This window comes from Microbacterium paludicola (assembly GCF_015235415.1).
GTDB lineage: Bacteria > Actinomycetota > Actinomycetes > Actinomycetales > Microbacteriaceae > Microbacterium > Microbacterium paludicola.
This window is the reverse complement of record NZ_JADGLL010000021.1, coordinates 24751-50903: the sequence shown is the minus strand read 5'-3', so window position 1 is coordinate 50903 and position 26153 is coordinate 24751. Positions and strand designations below refer to the sequence as shown.

The following is a 26153-nucleotide window of genomic DNA, read 5'->3' as shown; positions in this document are numbered from 1 at the left end:
CAATGGACGTCTCGAGCACCTGCGCGGCTCCGCACTCGGCTTCCGCAACCTCACCAACTACATCACCAGATCCCTGCTCGAGACCGGCGGGTTCAGACCAGCGCTACACGCTCAAATGCGATGAGCCCCGTTACTGTCCAGTTTTCGAGCGCCGACGACACCCAAGGTTCGCGGCGGTCGCTGAGAGCAGGCCGGCTGATCCCCGGCCGGCGCCGGAGGCTCTGCTCGGTCGCGACGCAGAGCAAAGGCCACACCGTGACGATGCGGCTGTCGCATTGAGGCTTCCTATCTACCGCGCGCTGTTTCCAGCGGCGGGGCGGAGTAGACCTTCGACGTGCGCCATTCTCAGATACCGGACGAAGTCTTCATCGGCGATATCGCCGACGGCGACGCCGTAGGGATTCTCCTCGGTCGCTCGGTACTTCTCCCAGCTGATGTGGCCGATCAGCACATCGGCAAGCAGATCCGACGGGCCATAGACCTTGAACCCATCCACGATCCTGCCGTCGCGGGACTCGAGAGCGATCCCCAGCGCCATGCCCTTCCCGACCAGCGAGGTAAACAGACGGTAGCCAACCTCCTCGACGGGCAACACCTCGCCCCGGGCGCTTCCGAACACTTCCGCCCAGTCCTCGACAAGCGACGGCGGCCAACCTTCTTCCGCAGGCGGAGGCCATTTCTCTCGATCGAAAGCGGCTGGCGAAACGAGGGCGTTGACGGTATCGGGGTCTGTGATGAAGAACAGCTTCCAGACATCATCTGCGACGACATCATCATCCATCTCGTAGTCGGAGCGCGGGATGAGAGTCGCCGGCACTTCGTACGCTCGAAATCGCTGCTTCAGCAGGTCTACGAGTGCCTCAGCGGCGGCTGGCCTCGGCGGATGAGCACGCCACGCATCGACGAGCTGCTCAAGCGTGGGCGAGCCACTCATCGCTGGCTTCCGTAGAAGCAGCGCGCTCCGTTCCTCGGCGACGTGTGGTTGGGGTACACCTTGTAGCTTCCGCTCCTATCGATCTCAACGCCGATCGGCGTCCTGCCACCGCCGGCTGCCTTGCATACGGTCATTGCCTTCTGCAGTTCTGCAGGTCAAGCAGGCCAGGACGTCTGGTCCCGGTCCCAGAACGGGTATGAGAACTCCGCTGCGCACTCTTCGTTGCTCTCCGTGAATCCGGCGACTCGTACACGCGTCAGCGATGGCTGAGGGCGGAGCTGAAACACGGGGAAAGCAAGGCTCCGTAGCCGCACCTCGCACTCGACGCGCGGATCCGGCGCGTCAGTGGGTACCCCACCGACGTACTCCATACTCGCAGTCTGCCGCTCGCACAACCGACCTGCAATCGTTTCTGCGCCCTCCGCTTAAGCAATAAGAAAGCTCCGGAGCATGCGGTCCCTCTCCAGGAACCCAGATAGGGGCCACCGCGCGGCTGTGGACGGACGACACTCTGGCTCGTGTAGCCGCCTCGGCGAGGAAGTCCAACCCCGTCGCCACCTCTTCCGAGTTCGAGGTCGCACCTAACCGACCTTCCGTGGCCAGCTAGCATGCCGCCACGCTCGAGGGTGAGCTCATCGCACCAGGGCGAAGCCGGTTGCCCGTGCTGGTGACCAGCCAGCGATCTCCCGGGGCGCGAGTGCAGCGCCACCAGCGATACCTGCCCGCTTTGCGCTCGTTTTCAGCGGCGCTCTTCACACGAGGTGAGTACCGGGGAACCGTCGCTGATCTGGAATTCACTGTGGAGCCTAGGAGATTCGAACTCCTGACATCCTGCTTGCAAAGCAGGCGCTCTACCAACTGAGCTAAGGCCCCGGAAGGGGTGGATCTCGAAAGACCCTCGGGAGAGTTTACATGGGCCGGCGACCCCGGTTCTCGTCGCGTTGTCAGGATGCGACCGACCCGCGCGCTGCGCCCGGGAACGAGAAAAGCCTCCGCTTCCGCGAAGGCTCTCGATGGTGGGGGTACCAGGACTTGAACCTGGGACCTCTTCATTATCAGTGAAGCGCTCTAACCGCCTGAGCTATACCCCCAAGAGGGAAGGACTTGCGTCCTCAACCTCAGAGACTTTACCCGATCCGCACGGCGTTCGCGAATCGGGCCAGTCCCGCGCGCGTCAGTTCGAGGTGAAGCCGACGAGCAGGCCGCCGGTGATCTTGACCGCGAGGTTGTAGATCCCCGCGACCACCGCGCCGAGCACGGTGACGACCACCAGATTCAGGATCGCCACCACGGTCGCGAAGGCCATCACCTGCGGCAGGCCGATGAAGTCGGAGATCGCGATGTCGCCCTCCGTGAAGCCCTTGAAGAACTCATCCGCCTGGGCGATGAGGCCCGTCGTCTGCACGACCATGTAGATCAGGAAGAACGCGACGATCGTCACGATCGCGAGCGCCACGGCCGCCAGGAACGACAGCTTCACGGCCGACCAGAAGTCGATGTACACAAGGCGCAGTCGCACCTGCTTGGCGTTTGTCTTGTGAGTCGACTTCTTCGCGAGCTTGTCGGCTACCGTGCTCATGCGTTCTCTCCGGGGGTTTCGGGCGCGGTCTCGGCGGACGCCTCCTCGACGGCGGGCTCGCCGTCGGCGTCGTCCAGGGCCACGACGCTCCGCTCGGTGTTGCGGGCGATGGCCAGGATGCGGTCGTCCTTGTCCGGACGCGCAAAGAGCACGCCCATGGTGTCGCGGCCCTTGGCGGGGACCTCGGCAACGGCCGAGCGTACCACCTTGCCCTTGGCGAGAACCACGAGCACCTCGTCGTCCTCCGAGACGATGAGCCCGCCGGCCAGGCCGCCGCGCTCGTCGGACAGCTTGGCCACCTTGATGCCCAGGCCGCCGCGTCCCTGCACGCGGTACTCGCTCACGTGGGTGCGCTTGGCGAAGCCGCCCTCGGTGACGACGAACACGTATCCCTCGTCGGTGACGACGTTGGCGGTCAGCAGGCTGTCGCCCTCGCGGAAGGACATGCCCTTCACACCGCTGGTGGAGCGGCCGAGCGGACGCAGCGCCTCGTCGGTCGCCGAGAAGCGCAGCGACTGGCCACCGCGGCTGATCATCAGGATGTCCTCGGACGAGTCGACCAGCAGCGCGCTGACGAGCTCGTCGTCCTCGCGGAGCTTGATCGCGATGATCCCGCCCTGGCGGTTCGAGTCGTATTCGGCGAGACGCGTCTTCTTCACGAGACCCGCACGCGTGACGAGCACGAGGTTCTCGGCCGCCTCGTAGTTCTTGAGCTCGATGATCTGCGCGATCTGCTCATCCGGCTGCAGCGCGAGAAGGTTCGCGACGTGCATCCCCTTTGCGTCGCGACCGGCCTCCGGCAGCTCGTAGGTCTTCGTGCGGTAGACGCGGCCCTTGGTCGTGAAGAACAGCAGCCAGTGGTGCGTCGTCGTGACGAAGAAGTGCTCGACAACGTCGTCGGCGCGCAGCTGCGCGCCACGCACGCCCTTGCCGCCGCGGCGCTGCGAGCGGTAGTTGTCGCTGCGCGTGCGCTTGACGTAGCCCTCGCGGGTGACGGTGACGACCATGTCCTCTTCGGCGATGAGGTCCTCCATGGACACGTCGCCGTCGAAGCCGTGGAGGATGTGCGTGCGCCGCTCGTCGCCGAAGCGGTCGACGATCTCGGTGAGCTCGGTGCGGACGATCTCGCGCTGGCGCATCTCGTCGGCGATGATCGCCTTGAAGTCGGCGATCTTCAGCTCGAGCTCGGTCGCCTCATCGATGATCTTCTGACGCTCGAGGGCCGCGAGGCGACGCAGCTGCATCGACAGGATGGCATCCGCCTGGATGTCGTCGATCGAGAGCAGGTCCTTCAGGCCCTCGCGCGCCTCGTCGACCGTCGGCGAGCGGCGGATCAGCGCGATGACCTCGTCGAGCGCGTCGAGCGCCGCGAGGTAGCCGCGCAGGATGTGCATCCGCTTCTCGGCCTCGCGCAGGCGGTACTTCGTCCGGCGCACGATGACCTCGAGCTGGTGGGCGATCCAGTAGCCGATGAAGCCGTCGAGCGACAGGGTGCGGGGCACGCCGTCGACGATGGCGAGCATGTTCGCGCCGAAGTTGGTCTGCAGCTCGGTGTGCTTGTACAGGTTGTTGAGCACGACCTTCGCGACCGCGTCGCGCTTGAGCACGACGACGAGTCGCTGACCGGTGCGGCCCGAGGTCTCGTCGCGGATGTCGGCGATGCCCGTGACCTTGCCCTCGCGGGCGAGCTCGCCGATCTTCACGGCGAGGTTGTCGGGGTTCACCTGGTACGGAAGCTCGGTGATCACGAGGCAGGTGCGGCCCTGGATCTCCTCGATCTCGACGACCGCGCGCATCGTGATCGAGCCGCGGCCGGTGCGGTACGCCTCGTGGATGCCCTTGGTGCCGAGGATCTGCGCGCCGGTCGGGAAGTCGGGGCCGGGGATGCGCTGCATCAGGCCCTCGAGCAGCTCCTCGCGGGGGAGGTCGGGGTTGGCGAGCGCGAACAGCGCGCCGTCCGCGACCTCGCGGAGGTTGTGCGGCGGGATGTTCGTGGCCATGCCGACCGCGATGCCGACCGATCCGTTGACGAGCAGGTTCGGGAAGCGGGCAGGAAGGACCGTGGGCTCCTGCGTCTCGCCGTCGTAGTTGTCCTGGAACTCGACGGTGTCCTGCTCGATGTCGCGCACCATCTCGAGCGCGAGCGCGGCCATCTTCGTCTCGGTGTACCGGGGGGCCGCGGCGCCCTGGTTGCCGGGCGAGCCGAAGTTTCCCTGGCCCTGCGCGAGCGGGTAGCGCAGCGACCACGGCTGCACGAGGCGCACGAGGGCGTCGTAGATCGCCGAGTCGCCGTGCGGGTGGTACTGACCCATGACCTCGCCCACGACGCGGGCGCACTTCGAGAACTTCTTGTCGGGACGGTAGCCGCCGTCGTACATCGCGTACACGACGCGGCGGTGCACCGGCTTCAGTCCGTCGCGCACGTCGGGCAGCGCGCGCCCGACGATCACGCTCATCGCGTAGTCGAGGTAGCTGCGCTGCATCTCCGACTGCAGGTCGACCTGGTCGATCCGGCCGTGGTTGTGCGCGGCGGTGAGGTCGGGGCGTTCTTCGTCAGTCATGTTCTCTTCTGTCTTCTACCCGTGGGAGGTCTGGACCGTTTCGACTCGCTTCGCTCGCTCAACGACCGGGACCGGGTCGTGGGGAGTAGAGCGCGGGGGACTAGATGTCGAGGAAGCGGACGTCCTTGGCGTTGCGCTGGATGAAGGAGCGACGCGACTCGACGTCCTCGCCCATCAGCACCGAGAAGATCTCATCGGCCGCGGCCGCGTCGTCGATCGTGACCTGCTGCAGCGTGCGGGTCTCGGGGTTCATCGTCGTGTCCCACAGCTCGTGGTCGTTCATCTCGCCGAGACCCTTGTAGCGCTGGATTCCCGCCTCCTTGGGGATGCGCTTGCCGGCGGCGGCGCCCTCCTTGAGCAGCGCGTCGCGCTCGCGGTCGCTGTAGACGTACTCGTGCGGGGCGTTCGACCACTTGAGGCGATACAGCGGCGGCATCGCGAGGTAGACGAAGCCGGCCTCGACAAGCCCGCGCATGTAGCGGAAGAGCAGGGTCAGCAGCAGCGTCGTGATGTGCTGGCCGTCGACGTCGGCATCCGTCATCAGGACGATCTTGTGGTAGCGGGCCTTCTCGATGTCGAACTCCGGCCCGATGCCCGTGCCGAAGGCCTGGATCATCGCCTGGACTTCCTTGTTGCCCATCGCCTTGTCGATGCGCGCGCGCTCGACGTTCAGGATCTTGCCGCGCAGCGCGAGGATCGCCTGCGTGTGCGGGTCGCGGCCGCCGACGGCCGAGCCGCCGGCCGAGTCGCCCTCGACGAGGAAGATCTCGGAGATCGACGGATCCTTCGACGTGCAGTCCTTGAGCTTGTCGGGCATCGCGGCCGACTCGAAGACGCTCTTGCGGCGAGCGGTCTCGCGCGCCTTGCGCGCGGCGAGGCGCGCGGTGGCCGCGTCGATCGCCTTGCGGATGACGTTCTTCGCCTGGGCGGGGTTGCGCTCGAACCAGTCGGCGAGCTGGTCGCCCACCACCTTCTGCACGAACGCCTTCGCCTCGGTGTTGCCGAGCTTGGTCTTCGTCTGCCCCTCGAACTGGGGCTCCGAGAGCTTCACGGAGATGACGGCGGTCAGGCCCTCGCGGACGTCGTCGCCCGTGAGGTTGTCCTCCTTCTCCTTGAGCAGGTTGTTCGCGCGGGCGTACTTGTTGACGAGCGTCGTCAGCGCCGCGCGGAACCCTTCCTCGTGCGTGCCGCCCTCGTGCGTGTTGATCATGTTCGCGTAGGTGAAGACGTTCTCGCTGTAGGACGTCGTCCACTGCATCGCGATCTCGACCGACATCCGGCCATCCGCCTGCTCCTGCTCGAGCACGACGATGTCCTCGTTCACGTGCTCGGCCTTGCGCACCTTGTTCAGGTACTCGACATAGTCGACGAGGCCGCGCTCGTAGTGGAAGACGTTGTGGCGCTTGACCATCTCGGTCGAGCCGTCCTCGCGCTGCACCTCCTCGGCCGAGTCGGGGCGCTCGTCGTAGAGCTCGATCCGCAGCCCCTTGTTGAGGAACGCGGTCTGCTGGAAGCGGGTGCGCAGCGTCTCGTAGTCGAAGTCGACGCCCTCGACGAAGATCTCCGGGTCGGGCCAGAACGTGATGGTGGTGCCGGTCTCGTCGGTGTCCTCACCCTGCTCGACGGGGGCAAGCGGCACACCGCCCTTCTCGAACGACTGCCGCCACACGCTTCCCTGGCGCTTGACCACCGCGTCGAGGCGGGTCGACAGCGCGTTCACGACGGATGAGCCGACGCCGTGGAGACCGCCGGAGACCGCGTATCCGCCGCCGCCGAACTTGCCGCCGGCGTGAAGCACGGTCAGCACGACCTCGAGCGTCGACTTGCCCTCGGTCTTGTGCATGTCGACCGGGATGCCGCGGCCGTTGTCGACGCAGCGGAGGCCGCCGTCGGCGAGGATCGTCACGACGATGGTGTCGCAGTAGCCGGCGAGGTGCTCGTCGACCGAGTTGTCGACGATCTCGTACACGAGGTGGTGGAGGCCGCGCGGACCCGTGGATCCGATGTACATGCCCGGACGCTTGCGCACCGCCTCGAGACCCTCGAGGACCTGGATGGCGTCTGCGCCGTACTCTCCTCCGACCTTCTTGGAGGAGCGGTCAGGGACCTGCGGTTGCGTCGGCGCGTTCGGCTCGTCCTGGTTGTCGATCGTCATGTGCGGGGGCGCTCCACATCTGTACTCGGGTGCACCGCCATCCTATCAAGCGGGACAGTCCCGACTGGCCGTGACAGGCCCGCAGACGCACGAAATCCGATCCGGATACCCCGGGACGTGGGTCACCCGTAGGTATCGCGCGGGCCGCGCCCTGGAATCGATCTGGGGCCCCATTTCCAGGTGGGGACGTCCGGCCCGACGAAGCGCACCGACGACACCCCCGCCTCGGGGTGCCTCGTGACGATCTGCGTGAGGATCTGCGCGCGCATGTACGACAGGTTCTTCGCCCATGCCGTCGAGTCGCACTGGATGGTCAGCGTGCCGTCGTTGAGCGACACCGGGCTCGAGTGCTGCGCGGTCTCGGCGCCGGCGACGTCCTCCCACTGGCGCACGAGGTCCTCGCGCGCCAGCTGGGGAGCCCAGCCGTGCGCGCGGGTCAGCCCGTCGAGGGCGTCGCCGATCGACCCGGGATCGCGCCCCTTCATGAACGGCTGGTTGTCGTCGTCGTCCGTGCGACGCTTCTTCTTATTGCGCCACTGCGCGCGCCGGCTCGGCTCGAGGCCCCGCAGCCGGAGGTAGGTCGAGATCGTCTCGGGGATGTCGTCGGTCATTCGGCGCCCCCTTCGGCTGCGGCGGGAGAGACGGCCACGGGCGACGAGCCGTCCAGCGGATGCTCGCGCAGCGGACCGAGCACGCGCCCCGACTCGATCCGCACCGCGTTCGCGCGCAGGGGCTCGGGGACGTCGCCCGCCACCGCGGCCGTGACGATCACCTGCTCGTAGTCGGCCACCACGCCGGCGAGCCGCGCGCGCCGGTCGGCGTCGAGCTCGGCGAAGACGTCGTCGAGGATCAGCACCGGGTCTCCGCCGGGTGACTCGGCCCGCAGCAGCTCGGCCGAGGCGAGGCGCAGCGAGAGCGCGACGGACCACGACTCGCCGTGAGAGGCGTACCCCTTCACCGGGAGACCGCGCACGCGCAGGATGAGGTCGTCACGATGCGGGCCGACGAGCGTCAGTCCGCGATCAAGCTCCGCGGCGCGCTTCTCCTGCAGGGCCGCGCGGAACAGCTCGGCGGTCGCGCCGGCTGCCGGGTCCTGGTGGTCGTCGCCCTCTTCGGGGTCCGCCCCGCGAATCGACAGCGCCCACTCGAGCTCGGGGCGGTGATCCTCGCCGGCGATCGCGGCGTACGCGGCGGAGACCGGCGCGGCGAGATCCTGAGCGAGGCGGGCGCGGGCGTCGATGATCTCTGATCCGAGCGCGACAAGCTTGTCGTCCCACACGTCGAGCGTCGGCAGCTGCGCCGACTTCATGCCGCGGGCGCGGGCCGACTTGAGCAGCGCCGTGCGCTGCCGGAGGGTGCGGTCGTAGTCGGCGAGCACCGCCGACATCCGCGGTGTCCGCTGGATCAGCAGCTGGTCGGCGAACCGGCGCCGCGACGACGGGTCGCCGCGGACGATCTGCAGATCCTCCGGCGCGAACAGCACCACCTGCGCGTAGCGCGGCAGCTCGTTCGTGCGGACGGGCGAGCCGCCGATCCGCGCCTTGTTCGATCCCTGCTTGTTGAGCTGCAGCTCGAGCGTCACCCGCCGCTCGCCGTGGGCGAGGCGCGCCCGGACGAACGCGGCATCGCACCCCTCGCGGACGAGCGGCGCATCGGCCGACACCCGGTGGGAGCCGAGGGTCGCGAGGTAGGCGATCGCCTCGGCGAGATTCGTCTTGCCCTGACCGTTGCGCCCCACGAGCACATTCGGTCCCGGGATGAGCGCGAGCTCGGCTTCCGCATAGTTGCGGAAGTCCTTCAAGCTCAGGTGCTCGACGATCATGATTTTCTTCGGTAGAGCATGGTGGCGTTCGCGATCGTTCGCCCGGCGCAAGCGCCGGGACTCAAGATCGCGCGCTGTCGCTCCGCTCCATCGGGGGCGGACGCCGCGTTCTCGAGGTGGTCGGCAGTCGCTCCGCTCCACGCTCGCTTCGCTCGCACGGCCTGCACTCCTCCTTCGTCCGGTTCTTCACCTCAACTCAACCACCATCGACCGACACCCACCTGATTCGCGAGCGACTGCCACCCCTTGCGACCGCAGGGAGCGTAGAGCGAAGCGGCCGCCCCCATGTCGATGAAGTGACGCCCATCCTCGGATGGAGCGAAGCGGCAGCCCGCGATCACAAGTCCCGGCGCGAAGCGTCGGGCGAGAGATCGCGCACGCTCAATGCACTACCCCGCGAAGCGGGAGATCAGCGAAGAAGCAGGTTCGGCTGCAGCAGGTACTTGAAGGAGTCCTTGCCTGCCTGGTCGACCGAGGTCTGGCTGGTGATCAGCACCGGGCTGAGCTTGTTGGCGTTGTCGCTCGACGTGAACGTGATGCGCACGAACTCGCTCTTCACCGCCGCGAGCGACTCGAGCAGGTACTGCGGGTTGAGGCCGAGCGTGACGTCCTCGCCCTGGAGGTGCGCGTCGACCGACTCGGAGGCGCGCGCCTGGTCGCCACCCGAGGCGTCCATCGTCACCGACGACGTGGTGAAGGTGAAGCGCAGCGGCGCCGAGCGGTCGAGCACCAGCGCGACACGACGCACTGCCTCGGTGAGGTCGGCGGTGCTGACGACCGCGTAGTGGTCGGTCTGCTCGGGGAACAGGCGGCGCACGGGCGGGAAGTTGCCCTTGATCAGCAGCGAGGTGACGGTCTTGTTGCCCGCGGTGAAGGCGATGATCTCGCGGTCGCCCGATCCGGAGAAGGCGATCGAGATGTTGCCGCCGTGCGAGAACGTCTTGCCGACCTCCTGCAGCGTGCGGGCGGGGACGAGCGCGTGGGCCTCCTGCTGCCCGCCGTCCCAGTCGATGTCGCGCAGCGCGACGCGGTAGCGGTCGGTGGCGACGAGGCTAAGCTGCTGGTCGGTGACCTCGAGCTGCACACCGGTGAGCACCGGGGTGACGTCGTCGCGCGAGGCGGCGAAGGCGACCTGCGCGATCGCCGTGGCGAAGTCGTCGGCCGGGACGAGACCCGACTCACCGGTGACCTCGGGGATCGCGGGGTATTCCTCAACGGGCATCGAGGCGAGGGCGAACCGGGCCGAGCCGCAGGTGAGGGCGATGTTGCCGTCTTCCTCGGTCGTCATCTGGATCGGCGCGTTGGGCAGCCGGCTCGCGATGTCCGACAGCAGACGCCCGTGGACGAGGATCGTGCCCGGCTCGTCGATCGTCGCCTCGATCGTCGTGCGCGCCGAGGCCTCGTAGTCGAAGGCCGACAGCGCGAGCGCGCCGTCCTCGGTCGCCTCGATCAGCACGCCGGCCAGGATCGGCTGGGGGTTGCGCTGGGGCAGCAGCTTGACGACGAACGACACGGCCTCGCTGAAGACGTCGCGGTTCACGTGGAACTTCACTGGTGCTTCCCCTCGAATCACAACAATCACGGACCTCACCGCCCGTGGGCCTCCCATGCTAGTGCCCGGCCGGGATTCCTGTGATTCCACGGCTTTCGCCGGTCACGGTCATCGGAGTCTCTCAGAAGACCAGAGATCTGTAGTGGTAGTAGCGCCTGTGGAAAATGTGGATAACTCTGTGGATCCCCGTCGCGCGTAGGGAACTACACGTTTGTGAGTTGTGGATCTGCTGCGGACGGTCCGGGGATGAGCTCGGCGGGGTCGAGACGTCGCCGAGCGGTGAGTCCACACCTCGTTCGCGTGTCGTTCACATGCGTCGTGGCGTGTCTCAACAGTTATCCACAAGTTTTCCACATGGGGAGAAGTCGTTATAGGGCCGCGTGGCGGGGCCTGTCAAGCGCGGATCGAGGCATACATGCGGACGCGAACTCACGCCCGATCCGGAATGCGCGCGATCGCGGCTCAGCCGGCGGACACGACGCGGAGGGGCGATCCGGCGGCCCAGGCGCGGATGTCCTCAAGGGCGTGCCGGTAGAAGACGGCGTACTGCTCACGGGTGACGTAGCCGATGTGGGGAGTGAGCAGGGTGCGCGGCGCGGTGAGAAGCGGATGATCGGCCGCCAGGGGCTCCTCGTCAAAGACGTCGAGGGCGGCGCCGCCCAGTGCCCCGGATTCGAGGGCGGTCACGAGGGCCGCGGTGTCGACGAGGCCGGCCCGGGCCGTGTTGACGAGCAGGCCCTGCGGGCCGAGGGCCTGCAGCTCGGGGCGTTCGACGATGCCGCGGGTGCGTTCCGACAGCCGCAGGTGAAGGGTGGCGATATCGGCGCGCGAGAAGAGCTCGTGCTTCGACACGTACTGCGCTCCGGCGTCGGCGGCGCGTTCGGCGGTCAGGTTCTCGCTCCACGCGAGCACGTCCATCCCGAACGCCCGGGCGTAGCCGGCCATCCGGATCCCGATCTTCCCCAGGCCCACGATGCCGAGCGTGCGTCCCGACAGCTCGCCGCCGATGCCCGTCTGCCAGCGGCCGTCGCGCAGCGCCCGCTCTTGACCGGGGATGTCGCGGACGGCGCTCATCAGCAGGGCCCACGAGAGCTCCGGCGCCGCGGAGGCGGACGCGCGCGTCCCGCAGACGGTGATCCCGAGCTCGCCGGCCGCCGCCACGTCGATCGACGCGTTCGCCGCTCCGGTCGTGATCAGGAGTTCGAGGCGCGGCAGGCGCTCGAGCACCCGGCGCGGGAACGGCGTCCGCTCACGCATCGCGACGATCGCCGTGGCCTCGGCGAGGGCGGCGACCAGGGCGTCCTCATCCGGATGCGGCTCGCGCAGCGCGCGGATGTCCCAGCCCTCGAGCTCGTGCCACGGCGCGAACTGCAGCGCGACCCCCTGGTAGTCGTCGAGCAGGACGAGGGTCGGCATCTTCGGCGGGCGTCGCTCAGCGGCGGCCGAGCTGCGTCGTGATCTCGGTGACCTGGTTGTAGATCGAGCGGCGCTCCTTCATGAGCTCGCTGATCTTCTTGTACGCGTACATCACGGTGGTGTGATCGCGTCCGCCAAACAGCTGACCGATCTTCGGCAGCGACAGGCTCGTCCGCTCGCGGCACAGGTACATGGCGATCTGCCGTGCCTGCGCGACCGCCTGCGATCGGCTGGAGCCGTACAGGTCGTCGACGGTCAGCTTGAAGTAGGCGGCGGTGGCCGTGATGATGTCGTTCTCCGACACCACGTTGTCCTCGGTCTGGTCGACGATGTCGCGCAGCACGTTCTGCGCGAGCTGGATGTCGACATCCGACCGGTTCAGGCTTGCGAACGCGGACACGCGGATCAGGGCGCCCTCGAGCTCGCGGATGTTCGTCGAGACGACGGTCGCGATGTACTCGACGACGTCGTCCGGGATGTAGAGCCGCTCCGACTGCGCCTTCTTGCGGAGGATCGCGATACGCGTCTCGAGGTCGGGCGCCTGCACATCGGTGATGAGGCCCCACTCGAAGCGGCTGCGCATCCGGTCCTCGAAGCCCGTGAGGTGCTTCGGGGCGACATCCGAGGTGATCACGACCTGCTTGTCGTGGTCGTGAAGCGTGTTGAAGGTGTGGAAGAAGGCCTCCTGCGTCTCGGCCTTCCCCTGCAGGAACTGGATGTCGTCGATCAGCAGGATGTCCACATCGCGGTAGCGCGCGTTGAAGGCGGCGCCGCGGTTGTTCGCGATCGAGTTGATGAAGTCGTTCGTGAACTCCTCGCTCGAGACGTAGCGGACGCGGACGCCCGCGAACAGGCTCTGCGCGTAGTCGCCGATCGCGTGAAGGAGGTGCGTCTTGCCGAGGCCCGAGTCGCCGTAGATGAAGAGCGGGTTGTACGCCTTCGCCGGCGCCTCGGCGACCGCGACCGCCGCGGCGTGCGCGAACCGGTTGGACTGGCCGATGACGAAGTTGTCGAACGTGTACTTCGGGTTGAGGCGCGTGTCGCTGCGGCTCGGGGTGTGCGACTCGACCGTGCTCTCGACCGGCCGCTGGGGCTGGGCCGGCGGGGCCTCGGTCGGCGGGAGCATCGGGGGAAGCTGCACCTCGGACAGATCGGGGCTCACGGTGACGCGGAACGACTGGGCGTCGTCGCCGATGCGGGCGAGGGCATCCATGATCGGCTCGCGCAGGCGCTTGGTGATCTGCGCGGCCGTGAGGTCGTTCGGCACGGCGAGGTAGAGCGTCCCGCCCATGACGCCCTCGGCGACGACGAGGCTCAGGAACCCCTTCATCGGCGGCGTGACGCGGTCGTCGTGCTCGAGCTCGTTCAGCACGGCACGCCACACCGGGACCTCCGGGATGGCCGGTCCGGGTGTTGCGTCCTGCGTAGACATGGGTCCCCTCAAACTGATGAACGATCCACAGGGCATCCTCTCGGGTGGGACGCTTCGGCGCGATCACGCGGCTCAGCCTGTGGATAACTGGTGCCACGCTAGTCATCCAGAGGCGTATCGGCAAATGGCGATCCGGGCATCCGGGGCCGGTGGGCGCGTGTCCCTGCGGCGTCCCGGCGCGGGCTGTGGAGATACTGTCAGGTTGTCGGGCTGGTTTGCGAGAACTACACGAGCGGACGTACTCTAGGTCGGTTGACTTATGCCCTCGAGGCATTCCCGTACCGTCTACGTCTCCGGCAGCTTCCGATCCGGTGACACCTTCTCCGGAGTGATCCAATGAGCAAGCGCACTTTCCAGCCCAACAACCGTCGTCGCGCCAAGAAGCACGGCTTCCGTGCCCGCATGCGCACCCGCGCCGGTCGCGCCATCCTCGCCGCTCGTCGCGGCAAGGGCCGCACCGAGCTGTCGGCATAACGCCGGCTCGCTGGGCCACCCCGCAGCCGACCGGCCTGTGCTCGCGCGGCCGAGACGCCTCACCCGCGGCGACGATTACCGATTCGTCGTCCGCCGGGGCGCTCGGTGCGCAGGCGCGAACACCGTGACCCACGTCGTGCTGACAGCCGAACCGCGCGCCGCGCGGTTCGGCTTCATCGTGAGCAAGGCCGTGGGGAACGCGGTGACGCGCAACACCGTCCGTCGACGCCTCAAGGCGGTCTGCGCAGAGGCGCTGCCCGAGGTGCGTGAGGGAGCCGACGTGGTGATCCGCGCGCTCCCGTCGGCCGCGACGGCGACGTTCCAGGAGCTGCGCACGGAAGTGACGCGCTGTCTCGCGCGGAGGGCCGCAGCGTGAGTGTGCTGCCGGCCTCCGCACGCGGGACGGCGCGTTTTTCTGTATCCGGGATGCGCCCATCCGACGCGCTCGTCGCCGTCTCACTGCTCCCCCGCAACGCGGGACTCTCCCTGCTTCACGGCTACCGGGCCGTCATCTCGCCGATCTACGGCGATGTCTGCCGCTACTACCCGTCGTGCTCGGCCTACGCCGTGACCGCGGTGCAGCAGCACGGACTCGTGAAAGGATCGGTGCTCGCGGCCGCGCGCATCGCCCGGTGCCACCCCTGGGCGGCCGGTGGACAGGACGACGTCCGTCCGCATCCGGCCTTCCGCTACGACCTCACTCCACACGGCTTCGTCGTGCCCTGTCGAAAGGACTGATCCCTCGTGGATTTCTTCGGAACGATCCTCTGGCCCCTGAAGTGGGCCGTGGAGGCGATCCTCGTCGCCTGGCACTGGCTGTTCACGACCCTCGGCCTGCCGGCTGCCGGCGGCCTGACCTGGATGCTGTCCATCGTCGGCGTCGTGATCATCGTGCGCTCGGCGCTGATCCCCCTGTTCGTGCGGCAGATCAAGAGCCAGCGAGCGATGATGGAGCTCGCCCCGCAGATCCGCAAGATCCAGGAGCGGTACAAGGGCAAGCGCGACCAGCTGTCTCGCGAGGCGATGAGCCGCGAGACGATGGACCTGTACAAGAAGCACGGCTCCAGCCCGCTCAGCGGCTGCTGGCCCCTGCTCGTGCAGATGCCGATCTTCTTCTCGATGTACTACACGCTGTCGGACGTCAAGCTGCACGCCGACCGGGGCGTCGGCGGCGTCGGCCTGCTGAACGCCGAGCTCACGAAGCAGTTCAACGACGCGAAGCTCTTCGAGATCGCGCCGTTCCACCAGACGCTCGGTGACGCGTGGGCCGCGGGCGCCACGTCGACGATCGTCATCCTCGCCGTCCTCGTGGTGTTGATGATCGCGTCGCAGTTCTACACGCAGCTGCAGATCATCTCGAAGAACCTCTCCCCCGAGGCCAAGACCGGCCAGGCCTACCAGATGCAGCGCATCATGCTCTGGGTGCTGCCGCTGGGCTTCATCTTCTCGGGCGTCTTCTTCCCGCTCGGCGTCGTCCTGTACTGGTTCTTCAGCAACCTGTGGACGATGGCGCAGCAGTTCGTCGTCATCCGCGAGCTGCCGACGCCCGGCTCCGAGGCCGCCAAGGCCCGCGAGGAGCGCCTCGCCCGCCGCGGCAAGGCCCTCAACTCGCAGGGCAAGGTCGTGTCCATGGCCGAGTACGAGGAGGAGCAGCGTCGCCTTCTCGAGGAGTCCGAGAAGCGCAAGGCTGTGCAGCCCAAGCGCCAGCAGCCGATGGGAAAGCAGCGCGCGAAGAAGCAGGCGCAGCGCTCGGACGGCACCGGGTCGACCGCGAAGCCGGATGACGACGGCTCCGCGGGTGCACCGGTTTCGTAATACCCTCTGATCAGGCATTATCCCGTTCTCTGACACTCGCGAGGATCTGCACATGAGCACCACTCCCGTCACGGGCGACGCCCCCACTCAGGCCGAGCTCGAGGCCGAGGGCGACATCGCCGCCGACTACGTCGAGGGCCTGCTCGACATCGCCGACATCGAGGGCGACCTCACGCTCGACGTGAAGCAGGGTCGCGCGTACGTTTCGGTGGAGTCGGATGACGACTCGCTCTCCGTGCTCGCCCACCCCGACACCGTGCAGGCGCTGCAGGAGCTGACGCGGCTGTCGGTGCAGGCGAAGACCGGGCGCTTCTCGCGTCTGATCCTGGACGTCGGCGGATCGCGAGACGCTCGTCAGCGCCAGCTGGAGAAGCTGGTGGATGCCGCCGTGGCCCGCCTCGACGAGGGCGCCTCGCAGGCGTCGCTTCCCGCGATGTCGAGCTACGAGCGCAAGCTCGTCCACGACATCGTGGCCGACCGCGGCCTCGTGTCGGAGTCGTACGGCGACGGCGCCGACCGTCACACCGTCATCCGGCGGGGCTGATCGTGGAGGGCCTCGAGCCGGAGCCGGCGGCTGCCGTCGCGCTGTTCGGCGACCGGATCGAGCTCGCCCGCGCCTTCACCGCAGCACTGGCGGAGCACGGCGAGGAGCGCGGGCTGATCGGCCCGCTCGAGGTTCCGCGCCTGTGGACCCGTCACATCCTGAACAGCGCGATCGCCGCTCCCTTGTTCCCCGCGGGTGGCGTGGTCGGAGACGTGGGTTCTGGTGCAGGACTGCCGGGGATCGTCCTCGCCATCGCGCGTCCGGATGTGCGGTTCGTGCTGATCGAGCCGATGGAGCGTCGCGTCGCCTGGCTCGAGGAGCAGGTGGCGGCGCTGGGTCTGGACAACGTCGTCGTCGAGCGGGCGCGCGCCGAGGAGGCCGGCCGCTACGAAGGAACCCTGGATGCCGTGACCGCCCGAGCGGTCAGTGCGCTGCGGACGTTGATCCCGTGGGTCGCTCCTCTCGCGCGTGACGGCGGCGAGCTGATCCTGTTGAAGGGCACGGGCGCTCCGACGGAGATCGAGGCGGCGCAGAAGGCGATCCGCAAGTACAAGCTCAGCGACGTCCGCGTCGAGGTGCTCGGCGAGGGCGTTCTCGCCGAGGAGACCCGCGTGGTCCGGGCGGTCGTCCGCGGCTGAAGTCCCGTGGTGGGTTTCACGTGAAACGGTGACTGTAGGCGGGCCATCGACGTCGACTCGGTTTGGTTCCGCGCAACGACCGGCCGATGTTTCACGTGAAACGGCGTGCGGTCTCGCGGCTTCTGGTCGTTGAGTGGAGTGAGCGCCAGCGAACGCAGTCGAAACGGGGTGAGCGAGGAGCGTAGCGACGAGTCGAAGCCTTGCGGACGGGGACGGTAGCGGCTTCGACTCGCTTCGCTCGCTCAGCCCGTTTCGACTCCGCTTCGCTCCGCTCAACGACCAGTGGGATGTTTCACGTGAAACGGCGGACATAGCTCCCGTCGTTGAGCGGAGTGAGCGCCAGCGAACGCAGTCGAAACGGGGTGAGCGAGGAGCGCAGCGACGAGTCGAAGCCTTGCCGGCGGCAGGCGGTAGCGGCTTCGACTCGCTTCGCTCGCTCAGCCCGTTTCGACTCCGCTTCGCTCCGCTCAACGTCCAGTGCGATGTTTCACGTGAAACGACGTGCGAGTTGTGCGGGTCGCGGTCGTTGAGCGGAGTGAGCGCTAGCGAGCGCAGGCGAAACGGGGTGAGCGAGGAGCGCAGCGACGAGTCGAAGCCCTGCGGCGGGCAGGCGGTAAGGCTTCGACTCGCTTGGCTCGCTCAGCCCGTTTCGACTCCGCTTCGCTCCGCTCAACGACCGGGTGGGGGATGTGATGTTTCACGTGAAACGGGGCGGTAGCGTGGGTGGGTGCAAGAGACGCGGCGAGTTGGGCTCGTGGTGAACCCAACAGCTGGGGGTGGAACCGCCAAGGATGTCGGCGCGCAACTGGCGCGACGCCTGGTCGACGCCGAGTGCGACGTCATCGGGCTGTCGGCCCTGAGTGCCGATGTCGCCCTCGACAACGTGCGGGACCAGCTGTCCGAACTCGACTACCTCGTCGTCGTTGGTGGTGACGGGATGGTGCACCTCGGTATCCAGGCCGTCGCCGGCACGCTGATTCCTCTCGGCATCATCCCCGTCGGCACCGGGAACGACTTCGCGGCCGCGGCTCGCCTCGACATAGATACCGCCCGGGCGATCGAGAAGCTCGTCGCGGGCATCACCGCCGGCACCACCCCACGCGCCGTGGATCTGCTGCGTGTCGAGGGTATGGGGGTCGTTGACGGAGGGTGCTGGGTCGCAGGCGCGGTATCGGCCGGAATCGATGCCGCGGTGAACGCGCGCGCCAACCGGATGCGGTTCCCGCGCGGCTCCTCACGGTACGTGATCGCGGCGATCCGCGAGATTCTCGGCTATCGCTCCTGGGGCTACCGGCTGACGATCGAAGGCGTTGCGCCCACTCCCCCACAGCGAGCGGAGCTCGAGACATTCGCGGGCCTGCTGGTCGGGGCCCGCGACGAGCGTGGGGAGCACACGCTCACCTGGGAGCAGCGCGGTGCCCTCGTCACTGCGGCGAACGGATCCACCTTCGGCGGCGGCATCCGCGTCGCGCCGAACGCACGCATTGACGACGGCTCGCTCGAGCTTGTGCTTGCCCGGGATGTGGGACGGCTCACGGCTGCCCGGCTGTTCCCGCTCATGATCGCCCGGCGCACACCTGCGCTCGCCTCACCTGCGTGCGATCTCAGCCCGTGCGGTGACAATCGATTCGCTCGACGGACCGGCGAGCTCCCCCATCGTGTACGGCGACGGCGAGCGCATCGGAGCGCTGCCCATCCGCGTACAGGTCCACCGAGGGGCACTTCGACTGCTCGGGTGATGTTTCACGTGAAACGGCGAGGCCGCTCAGCCGACACGCGGGCTGTGTCCGTGGTGGCGGTTAGAGTGGGGGAGGCCAGTTGCTCCGAAGGGAAGAGTGTTTCACGTGAAACAGTCCGAGAAGGCGGCGTCGTTCGCACTCCCAGACGACACGCCTCTCGCTCGCGAGCTGGCCGATCTCTCGGCCCGGCGGCGCGCGTTGGCGGCGGTGGAGGTCGAGTTCCCCGGTCATACGCGGGTCATGACCATCTCGAACCAGAAGGGCGGCGTCGGCAAGACGACCACGACGGTCAATATCGCCGCGGCGCTCGCTTCGCTCGGCGGCCGCGTGCTCGTGATCGACCTCGACCCGCAGGGCAACGCCTCAACGGCGCTCGGCATCCCGCACAGTGCCGACACCCCGAGTATCTACGACGTCCTGATCGATGGCTTTCCGATCTCGGACGTCGTGCAGACGAGCCCGGAGTCGGATCGCCTGTTCTGCGCGCCGAGCAACATCCACCTCGCCGGTGCGGAGATCGAACTCGTCACGCAGGTCGCTCGCGAGCAGCGACTCAAGACCGCGATCGACGAGTACGTGCGTGAGCAGGAGACACCGCTCGACTTCATCCTGATCGACTGCCCTCCCTCCCTCGGGCTGCTCACGATCAACGCCTTCACGGCTGCGGAGGAGGTCTTCCTCCCCATCCAGTGCGAGTACTACGCGCTCGAGGGGCTGAGCCAGCTGCTCGGGAACGTGAAGATGATCCAGAAGCACCTCAATCCGAAGCTGCACCTGTCGACCATCCTGCTCACGATGTACGACGGTCGCACGAAGCTCGCGCAGCAGGTTGCGGATGAGGTGCGCAGCCACTTCGCGGATGAGGTGCTGCAGACCATGATTCCCAGGTCAGTCAGGATTTCCGAAGCTCCGAGCTTCGGTCAGACGGTCATTGCGTACGACGGGAACTCGGCGGGGGCGATCGCGTATCGCGAGGCCGCGGTCGAGATCGTCCGACGCAGTCAGAATGACGCCGGCGCAGCAGCCGGCGATACGGGAGAGGAAGCCTGATGGCGGCGAAGCGAACGGGACTTGGACGGGGCATCGGCGCACTGATCCCCACGGCGGAGTCGAGCGAGGCGCGGCCTGTCGATGTCTTCTTCCCCGGCGCCCCCACGAAGAAGGCGGCCGAAGCCGCCGAGAAGGCGACGGCCGCTGCCGAGGCGGAGGACGACCTGGTCGCAGTGCCCGGCGCGCGGCTCGTGCAGATCGACCCGCACAGCATCGTCCCCAACCCGCGCCAGCCGCGCACGCATTTCGACCCCGAGGATCTCGCCGAGCTCGTGCACAGCGTGCGCGAGTTCGGTGTGCTGCAGCCGGTCGTCGTCCGCGACAAGGGCGACGGCACGTACGAGCTCATCATGGGCGAGCGCCGCACGCGCGCGTCGCGGGAGGCCGGCCTCACGTCGATCCCCGCCGTCGTGCGCGACACGTCGGACGAGAACCTGCTGCGCGACGCGCTTCTCGAGAACCTCCACCGCTCCGAGCTGAACCCGCTGGAAGAGGCCTCGGCCTACCAGCAGCTGCTCGAGGACTTCGGCATCACCCAGGACGAGCTCGCGAAGCGGATCGGCCGCTCGCGCCCCCAGATCAGCAACACCATCCGTCTGCTGCGCCTGCCCGTTCCTGTGCAGCAGCGTGTTGCCGCCGGCGTGCTGAGCGCCGGGCACGCACGCGCCATCCTGTCTCTCGAGGACGCCGACGCCATGCAGCGACTGTCGGACAAGATCGTGAACGAGGACCTGTCGGTGCGTGCGGCCGAGGCCGCCGCCAAGACCGTCACCGCCGAGGCGGGCCCCCGGGCGCCGAAGCCGCAGCCGGGAGCGCGTCGTGCGTTCCTCAACGACGTCGCCGATCGTCTGGGCGACCGCCTGAACACCAAGGTGAAGATCGACCTGACCTCCCGCAAGGGCCAGATCAAGATCGACTTCGCAACGATCCAGGACCTGAACCGGATCCTCGCGGAACTCGGCGAAGAGGGCTACGGCAACTGAGGTCCATTTGTCGTTGGAGGGCACCCGCCGGCTTCAACTCGCTAGCGCTCGCTCAGCCCGTTTCGACTCCGCTTCGCTCCGCTCAACGACCGGGATGGGTGAGGTCCCGTTGTCATGGGAGGGCACCCGCCGGCTTCGACTCCGCTGCGCTCCGCTCAACGACCGGTGGGCGGGCACAACCCTCCGGTCGTTGAGCGGAGTGAGCGACAGCGAACGCAGTCGAAACTGGGTGAGCGAGGAGCGCAGCGACGAGTCGAAGCCGTGGCGTGACACGTCAGCGCCCGTGAAGCAGCGGACCTAGGCGCGGCGTCCTGTTCCGTCAAGGGGGTGGGAGGGCGCGGCTCGAGTCTCTAGCGTGATCGTCATACCGACACCCACGCCAAGGAGGCCTCGTGACCGACGACACTCTCAACCAGTCCGATCCGCGTGAGCCCTCGGGCAGCTTCCCGGAGCAGGAGCAGCCGAGCCAGCCGGGCATGACCGAGGCGATGGAGCCCACCCCCGATCACGGCGAGACGAGCTGGGTCGGCCGCGGCCGGCTCGAGGGACGCAAGGCGCTCATCACCGGTGGAGACTCCGGCATCGGCCGGGCCGTCGCGATCGCCTACGCGCGCGAAGGCGCCGACGTCGCCATCGTCTACCTCCCCGAGGAGGAAGAGGATGCGCAGACAACCGAGCGCTTCATCCGCGAGGCGGGGCGCAAGTGCGTCCTCCTTCCCGCCGACCTCACCGAGGAGCAGGCGTGCGTGGACGTCGTGGCCGCGGCCCGGAGCGAACTTGGTGGCCTCGACATCCTTATTCCGAACGCGGCATACCAGCGCCAGCGCGACGGCGTCGAAACCCTGACGACCTCCGAGATCGAGCGGACGTTCCACACGAACCTGGTGTCGACGATGCTGCTCGCGCGCGAGGCGGTGCCGCATATGTCTCCCGGGGCATCGATCATCGTCACCACGTCGATCCAGGCGTCGAGCCCGGCACCGGGCCTGCTCGACTACGCGATGACGAAGGCGGCGCTCGTCGCCTTCACACAGGCGCTCGCGGAGGAACTGGGCGAGAAGGGCATCCGCGTCAACGCCGTTGCCCCCGGCCCGATCTGGACGCCGCTCATCCCGGCCACTGGGTTCCCGGCCGAGAAGGTCAAGGAGTTCGGGGCCGACACCCCGCTCGGCCGGGCCGGCCAGCCGGTCGAGCTCGCGGGGGCCTACGTCTACCTCGCAAGCGACGAGGCGTCGTACACGTCCGGCGCCGTGCTTCCGGTGACAGGAGGAAAGGGGTTCTGACATGCCCAACAACAGCATCAAGGACGAGAAGCTCTACGAGAAGCTCCGCGACGAGGGCAACTCGAAGGAGAAGGCCGCCCGGATCGCCAACGCCGCGGCGCGCGACGGGCGCGATGAGGTCGGCGAGCGTGGCGGCGCCGCGGAGAACTACGAGGACCGCACCGTCGACGAACTGCGCGACCGCGCGAAGGACCTCGGCATCGAGGGCGTCTCGAACCTCAAGAAGGACGAGCTGATCGACAAGCTCCGCAACCACTGAGCGCTCCCCCTGGGCCGGCGGATCCGAGGTCCGTCGGCCCCTTCCTCTGCCCTCGTGAGGGCGACGTCACGGGCAGACAGAGTTTGCACATCCGGATCCCGCCCAGGCTCGCGCGCGTAGCCTTGATGGGTGAACGACCCCATGGACCTGCCCCGGCGGCGCGCGAGCGTCGAGGTGCTGCGCGCAGAGGCCGCCGAGGAGCTCGCGGCCCTCGTGCACGAGCGGCTGCGGGGTGGCGAAGACCCGTGGGAGTTCATGGAGGATCTGCCGACGGTCGACGAGCTCGTCGTCTTCACCCTCCGCGCCGAGCACATCGAGGCCGACGGCGGCCTGCGCCCCACGCACGCGCGCAATCAGCGCCTGCTGCGACTGATCGCGCAGGAGTACCCCCAGCTGACCCGCGCCGTCTGGCGGCTCATCGGCCAGGAGAACACTCACCGTCGCTGGGATGCCGTCGTGCGCGTCTCCGACGCCCGCTGATCCGGACGAGGATCTTCTCCTCCCCCTGTTGACATCCGCGTCGCATGCGCTAACGTACAACCAAATGGTTGTACAAACGGAACTCACCGACGACGAGGTGGACCGGATCTTCCGGGCCCTCGCCGACGCGACGCGCCGCGACATCCTGCGCCGGACCCTCGCGGGCGAGGCCACCGTGTCGCAGCTCGCCGCGGCCTACGACATGTCCTTCGCGGCCGTGCAGAAGCACGTCGCGGTGTTGGAAGGAGCGGGGCTCGTGACGAAGCACCCGCAGGGCCGCGAACGCATCGTGCGCGGCGACCCCGAGCGGATCCGGCGCGCGCAGGCGCTGCTGGACCGGTTCGAGCAGATCTGGCGAGGCCGCATCGCCCGCCTCGATGACCTGCTGACCGAGGAATGACCCCACAGGAATCGCAGAAAGGCAAGATCATGCCCCTCACCTCTGTCGAGAAGGACCTCGACGCCCTCACCATGACCGTCACGGCCGACTTCCCGGTGGGCGTCCGCCGACTGTGGGACGCCTACGTCGACCCGCGCCAGATCGAGCGCTTCTGGGGTCCGCCGGAGTGGCCGGCCACCTTCACGCGCCACGACGTGTTCCCCGGAGGAACGTCCAGCTACTACATGACGGGCCCGGACGGCTCGCGCTCCGGAGGCCTCTGGCAGTTCGAGGCGGTCGACGAGGGCCGCTCGTTCACCGTGCGCGACGGGTTCGCCCGCGAGGACGGCACCCTCAACACCGACATGCCGACGATGCTGATGACCTTCTCGTTCACGGAGACGGACGCCGGATCGCGGCTGGTGACGGTGACCACGTTCCCCTCGCTCGAGGAGATGGAGCAGCTCGTCGAGATGGGAATGGAGCAGGGGATGACCTCCGCCATGGGTCAGATCGACGCCGTGCTCGAGGATCTTCGGGCCTTCGCGGCAGACCTCCCCGTCGCGGCCCAGCTCATCGGCGACACCCAGGTGCGCGTCAGCCGCGTCATCCGGGGCACCGTCGAGCAGGTGTGGCGCGCTCACCACGACCCCGAGCTTATGAAGCGCTGGCTGCTCGGACCCGACGGCTGGGTGATGACCGTGGCGGACGCCGCGGAGAACGTCGGCGACCGGTTCCGCCAGGAGTGGACGCGAGAGGACGGATCCGACGGGTTCGGCTTCGAGGGAGAGCTGCTCGAGTCGCACGCGCCGCACCGCGAGGTCACGACCGAGGCGATGATCGGCATGCCCGGCGAGCCGTCGCGCAACGAGCTCACCCTCACTCCGGTCGACGGCGGCACGCTGCTGACGCTCGTGATCACCTACCCGAGCGCCGAGGTGCGCGAGATGGTGCTCGCCACCGGGATGACGGACGGCATGGAGGCGAGCTACCGCCGGCTCGAGGAGCTCGTGCCGGTGTCCTGACCTGCCGAGGGTGCCCGCCCGGATCATGCGGATCCGGATCGCGCTCCCCACAACGACGGAACCCCTGACCCGATGGGCCAGGGGTTCCGTCGTGAGCGGAGTCGATTACTTCAGGAACTCCGCGAGGTCCTGCTCGAGGGCGAACTTCGGCTTGGCGCCGATGATCGTGGTGGCGACCTCGCCGCCCGAGAAGACCTTCATCGCCGGGATCGACGTGATCTGGTACTTCATCGCCAGATCCGGGTTCTCGTCGACGTTGAGCTTGAGAACCGTGATCTTGTCGGGGTTCTCGGCCTGGATCTCGTCGAGGACGGGCGCGACCATGCGGCACGGGCCGCACCAGGCAGCCCAGAAGTCGACGAGCACAGGACCCTCGGCCTGCAGCACGTCCTGCTCGAAGGTGGCCGAAGTGGTGGCCTTGGCGGTCATGTGAGTCTCCTGTCGTGAAAGTCGTTCTCCATCCGCAACGCGGATGGGTGGCGAGTTGTTCCTGTTACGCGTTCGCCTCGACCAGCTGGTCCTCGGCGGGGGCGGGCTCGCCGGCGTCACCGCGGGCGGCGAGGTAGTGCTCGGCGTCGAGCGCCGCGACCGTGCCGCTCGCCGCGGCCGTGACGGCCTGGCGGTAGGAGGGGTCGATGACGTCGCCGGCGGCGAAGACGCCCGGGGCCGACGTGCGCGACGAGCGGCCATCCACCCAGATGGTGCCGTCCTCGGTGAGGTCGAGCTTCTCGTGCACGAGGTGCGTGCGCGGGTCGTTGCCGATCGCGATGAACAGGCCCTCCAGGGCCAGGTCGCGGGTCTCCCCCGTGACCGTGTCGCGCAGCGTCACGCCGGTCACCGCTTCGTCGCCGAGGATGTCGGCGACCTCGGCGTTCCAGATGAACTCGATCTTCTCGTTCGCGAGGGCGCGGTCCTGCATGATCTTCGAGGCCTTGAGCGTGTCGCGGCGGTGGATGACGTACACCTTCGACGCGAACTTGGTGAGGAAGGTGGCCTCCTCCATCGCGGAGTCGCCGCCGCCGACGACGGCGATCGTCTTCTCGCGGAAGAAGAAGCCGTCGCACGTGGCGCACCAGGAGACGCCGTAGCCGGAGAGGCGGTCCTCGCCCTCGATGCCGAGCTTGCGGTAGGCGGATCCGGTCGCGAAGATCACGGCCTCCGCCTCCTCGGTCTTGCCGCTGCCGAGCGTGACCTTCTTGATGTCGCCGGCGAGATCAAGCTCGGTGACGTCGTCGTAGGCGATCTCGGCGCCGAACTTCTCGGCCTGCTCCTGCATCTTCGCCATCAGGTCGGGGCCCATGACGCCCTCGGGGAAGCCGGGGAAGTTCTCGACCTCGGTGGTGTTCATCAGCTCACCGCCGACCTCGACCGAGCTGGCCACGACGAGCGGCTTCAGGTTCGCGCGCGCCGCGTAGATGGCGGCGGTCAGGCCTGCCGGTCCCGATCCGATGATGATGAGCTGTCGCACGAGCGCCTCCTAGGTTCCGACTGCCAGAACACATGGTACGTCCGGGGTATTCCATAGATCAATGTCTATGTAATACCCCGGACGTGGAACCGATCAGCTTCGGAGGGCGTCGCGCGCTCCGCGGCCGAGCAGCAGGCCCAGGCCGATCATCGTCACAGCGAGCACGAAGTGCAGCCAGTTGTCCGCGGTGTTCAGCGGCACGAAGTTGGCGGCGTGGTCGTGCGGAACGAACAGGCCGTACAGCCACAGCACGGCGTAGAGCGCGCCACCCCAGATCAGATATGCACGGGAGCCGCCGAACGAGCGGGCCGCCAGCAGACCAACGATGCCGAAGAGCAGGTGGACGATGTTGTGCAGGATCGACACCTGGAAGATGCCGAGCAGCATCGCCTCCGATTCGTGTCCGGCGAACTGCAGCGATTCGATGTTGGACGTCAGACCGGGAATGAAGCCCCCCAGGCCGACGATGAGGAAGACGATGCCGAATACCAGCGCGACCTTCTGCAAAGGAGTGTCCGCGTAGCTTCCGGTGCGTCGGGATGCTGTGCTCATTGGTGTGCCTCTC

At 67.8% G+C, this 26153-nt stretch carries 26 protein-coding genes, 2 tRNA genes and 1 pseudogene; 15 read left to right on the top strand and 14 right to left on the bottom strand.

The window, feature by feature from the left end; translation table 11 throughout:
- Nucleotides 1-289: 289 nt before the first annotated feature.
- The 11 genes from IR155_RS09775 to dnaA all read right to left on the bottom strand — a co-directional run bounded on the left by IR155_RS09775 (nt 290) and on the right by dnaA (nt 13349).
- Nucleotides 290-934, bottom strand: a complete 645-nt coding sequence (locus IR155_RS09775) for a hypothetical protein (RefSeq protein ID WP_135114642.1) — start codon at nt 932-934, stop codon at nt 290-292.
- Between the two features lie 800 nt (nt 935-1734).
- A tRNA-Ala gene (locus IR155_RS09770) sits at nt 1735-1807 on the bottom strand.
- Between the two features lie 141 nt (nt 1808-1948).
- A tRNA-Ile gene (locus tag IR155_RS09765) sits at nt 1949-2025 on the bottom strand.
- Nucleotides 2026-2108: 83 nt separating this feature from the next.
- On the bottom strand, nt 2109-2513 hold the full coding sequence (locus tag IR155_RS09760) for a DUF3566 domain-containing protein (RefSeq protein ID WP_135114641.1): 405 nt from the start codon (nt 2511-2513) through the stop codon (nt 2109-2111).
- Nucleotides 2510-5074 (bottom strand): DNA gyrase subunit A, encoded by a 2565-nt coding sequence (gene gyrA, locus IR155_RS09755; RefSeq protein ID WP_135114640.1) that lies wholly within the window; start codon nt 5072-5074, stop codon nt 2510-2512. Before gyrA ends, IR155_RS09760 begins: the two co-directional genes overlap by 4 nt.
- 100 nt (nt 5075-5174) lie before the next feature.
- On the bottom strand, nt 5175-7229 hold the full coding sequence (gyrB, locus tag IR155_RS09750; protein WP_135114639.1) for a DNA topoisomerase (ATP-hydrolyzing) subunit B: 2055 nt from the start codon (nt 7227-7229) through the stop codon (nt 5175-5177).
- Between the two features lie 122 nt (nt 7230-7351).
- The gene (locus tag IR155_RS09745) at nt 7352-7840 is read right to left on the bottom strand and encodes a DUF721 domain-containing protein (RefSeq protein ID WP_135114638.1); all 489 of its coding nucleotides are present in this window, start codon (nt 7838-7840) and stop codon (nt 7352-7354) included.
- Nucleotides 7837-9051, bottom strand: coding sequence for a DNA replication/repair protein RecF (recF, locus tag IR155_RS09740; RefSeq protein ID WP_135114637.1), 1215 nt, complete (start codon nt 9049-9051; stop codon nt 7837-7839). The genes IR155_RS09745 and recF overlap by 4 nt, the downstream gene beginning before the upstream one ends.
- Nucleotides 9052-9460: 409 nt before the next feature.
- Nucleotides 9461-10603, bottom strand: coding sequence for a DNA polymerase III subunit beta (gene dnaN, locus IR155_RS09735; protein ID WP_135114636.1), 1143 nt, complete (start codon nt 10601-10603; stop codon nt 9461-9463).
- A 462-nt stretch (nt 10604-11065) separates the two neighbouring features.
- Nucleotides 11066-12019 (bottom strand): D-2-hydroxyacid dehydrogenase family protein, encoded by a 954-nt coding sequence (locus IR155_RS09730; RefSeq protein ID WP_135114635.1) that lies wholly within the window; start codon nt 12017-12019, stop codon nt 11066-11068.
- Nucleotides 12020-12035: 16 nt separating this feature from the next.
- Nucleotides 12036-13349 (bottom strand): chromosomal replication initiator protein DnaA, encoded by a 1314-nt coding sequence (gene dnaA / locus IR155_RS09725; RefSeq protein WP_409366553.1) that lies wholly within the window; start codon nt 13347-13349, stop codon nt 12036-12038.
- A 438-nt stretch (nt 13350-13787) separates the two neighbouring features.
- On the opposite strand from dnaA, the gene rpmH reads away from it, so the two are divergent.
- From rpmH to IR155_RS09655, 15 genes and pseudogenes are all read left to right on the top strand, one after another.
- Nucleotides 13788-13925 (top strand): 50S ribosomal protein L34, encoded by a 138-nt coding sequence (gene rpmH, locus IR155_RS09720; RefSeq protein WP_043595303.1) that lies wholly within the window; start codon nt 13788-13790, stop codon nt 13923-13925.
- 37 nt (nt 13926-13962) lie between these two features.
- Nucleotides 13963-14301, top strand: coding sequence for a ribonuclease P protein component (gene rnpA, locus IR155_RS09715; RefSeq protein WP_135114633.1), 339 nt, complete (start codon nt 13963-13965; stop codon nt 14299-14301).
- 50 nt (nt 14302-14351) lie between these two features.
- Nucleotides 14352-14663, top strand: a complete 312-nt coding sequence (yidD, locus tag IR155_RS09710) for a membrane protein insertion efficiency factor YidD (protein ID WP_135114632.1) — start codon at nt 14352-14354, stop codon at nt 14661-14663.
- Nucleotides 14664-14669: 6 nt separating this feature from the next.
- The gene (gene yidC, locus IR155_RS09705) at nt 14670-15740 is read left to right on the top strand and encodes a membrane protein insertase YidC (RefSeq protein WP_135114631.1); all 1071 of its coding nucleotides are present in this window, start codon (nt 14670-14672) and stop codon (nt 15738-15740) included.
- 52 nt (nt 15741-15792) lie between these two features.
- The gene (locus IR155_RS09700; RefSeq protein WP_135114630.1) at nt 15793-16284 is read left to right on the top strand and encodes a Jag family protein; all 492 of its coding nucleotides are present in this window, start codon (nt 15793-15795) and stop codon (nt 16282-16284) included.
- Nucleotides 16285-16286: 2 nt separating this feature from the next.
- Nucleotides 16287-16922: a 16S rRNA (guanine(527)-N(7))-methyltransferase RsmG gene (rsmG, locus tag IR155_RS09695; protein ID WP_135114629.1), complete on the top strand. Its 636-nt coding sequence runs from the start codon at nt 16287-16289 to the stop codon at nt 16920-16922.
- A 727-nt stretch (nt 16923-17649) separates the two neighbouring features.
- Nucleotides 17650-18426, top strand: a pseudogene (locus IR155_RS16340) (diacylglycerol/lipid kinase family protein); the annotation flags it as partial.
- A 112-nt stretch (nt 18427-18538) separates the two neighbouring features.
- The gene (locus IR155_RS16335; RefSeq protein ID WP_409366552.1) at nt 18539-18661 is read left to right on the top strand and encodes a hypothetical protein; all 123 of its coding nucleotides are present in this window, start codon (nt 18539-18541) and stop codon (nt 18659-18661) included.
- Nucleotides 18662-18766: 105 nt separating this feature from the next.
- Complete coding sequence (locus IR155_RS09685) at nt 18767-19711, top strand: ParA family protein (protein WP_135114627.1); 945 nt, start codon at nt 18767-18769, stop codon at nt 19709-19711.
- Nucleotides 19711-20694: a ParB/RepB/Spo0J family partition protein gene (locus IR155_RS09680; RefSeq protein WP_135114626.1), complete on the top strand. Its 984-nt coding sequence runs from the start codon at nt 19711-19713 to the stop codon at nt 20692-20694. Before IR155_RS09685 ends, IR155_RS09680 begins: the two co-directional genes overlap by 1 nt.
- 392 nt (nt 20695-21086) lie before the next feature.
- Nucleotides 21087-21977: an SDR family oxidoreductase gene (locus IR155_RS09675; RefSeq protein WP_233441168.1), complete on the top strand. Its 891-nt coding sequence runs from the start codon at nt 21087-21089 to the stop codon at nt 21975-21977.
- 1 nt (nt 21978) lies between these two features.
- Nucleotides 21979-22236, top strand: a complete 258-nt coding sequence (locus tag IR155_RS09670) for a DUF7218 family protein (RefSeq protein WP_135114625.1) — start codon at nt 21979-21981, stop codon at nt 22234-22236.
- Between the two features lie 141 nt (nt 22237-22377).
- On the top strand, nt 22378-22716 hold the full coding sequence (locus tag IR155_RS09665; RefSeq protein ID WP_194210320.1) for a tryptophan synthase subunit alpha: 339 nt from the start codon (nt 22378-22380) through the stop codon (nt 22714-22716).
- A 64-nt stretch (nt 22717-22780) separates the two neighbouring features.
- Complete coding sequence (locus IR155_RS09660; protein WP_135114623.1) at nt 22781-23116, top strand: ArsR/SmtB family transcription factor; 336 nt, start codon at nt 22781-22783, stop codon at nt 23114-23116.
- Nucleotides 23117-23145: 29 nt separating this feature from the next.
- Nucleotides 23146-24120 carry an SRPBCC family protein gene (locus IR155_RS09655; RefSeq protein WP_135114622.1) on the top strand — a complete coding sequence of 325 codons (975 nt, stop codon included), beginning with the start codon at nt 23146-23148 and terminating at the stop codon, nt 24118-24120.
- Between the two features lie 105 nt (nt 24121-24225).
- Here the strand turns inward: IR155_RS09655 and trxA are convergent, their stop codons facing one another.
- The 3 genes from trxA to IR155_RS09640 all read right to left on the bottom strand — a co-directional run bounded on the left by trxA (nt 24226) and on the right by IR155_RS09640 (nt 26140).
- Entirely contained in the window at nt 24226-24549 is a 324-nt protein-coding gene (gene trxA / locus IR155_RS09650; RefSeq protein ID WP_135114621.1) for a thioredoxin, read from the bottom strand.
- Between the two features lie 64 nt (nt 24550-24613).
- Nucleotides 24614-25588 carry a thioredoxin-disulfide reductase gene (gene trxB / locus IR155_RS09645; protein ID WP_135114620.1) on the bottom strand — a complete coding sequence of 325 codons (975 nt, stop codon included), beginning with the start codon at nt 25586-25588 and terminating at the stop codon, nt 24614-24616.
- A 93-nt stretch (nt 25589-25681) separates the two neighbouring features.
- On the bottom strand, nt 25682-26140 hold the full coding sequence (locus tag IR155_RS09640; RefSeq protein WP_135114619.1) for a DUF4383 domain-containing protein: 459 nt from the start codon (nt 26138-26140) through the stop codon (nt 25682-25684).
- Nucleotides 26141-26153: the final 13 nt, after the last annotated feature.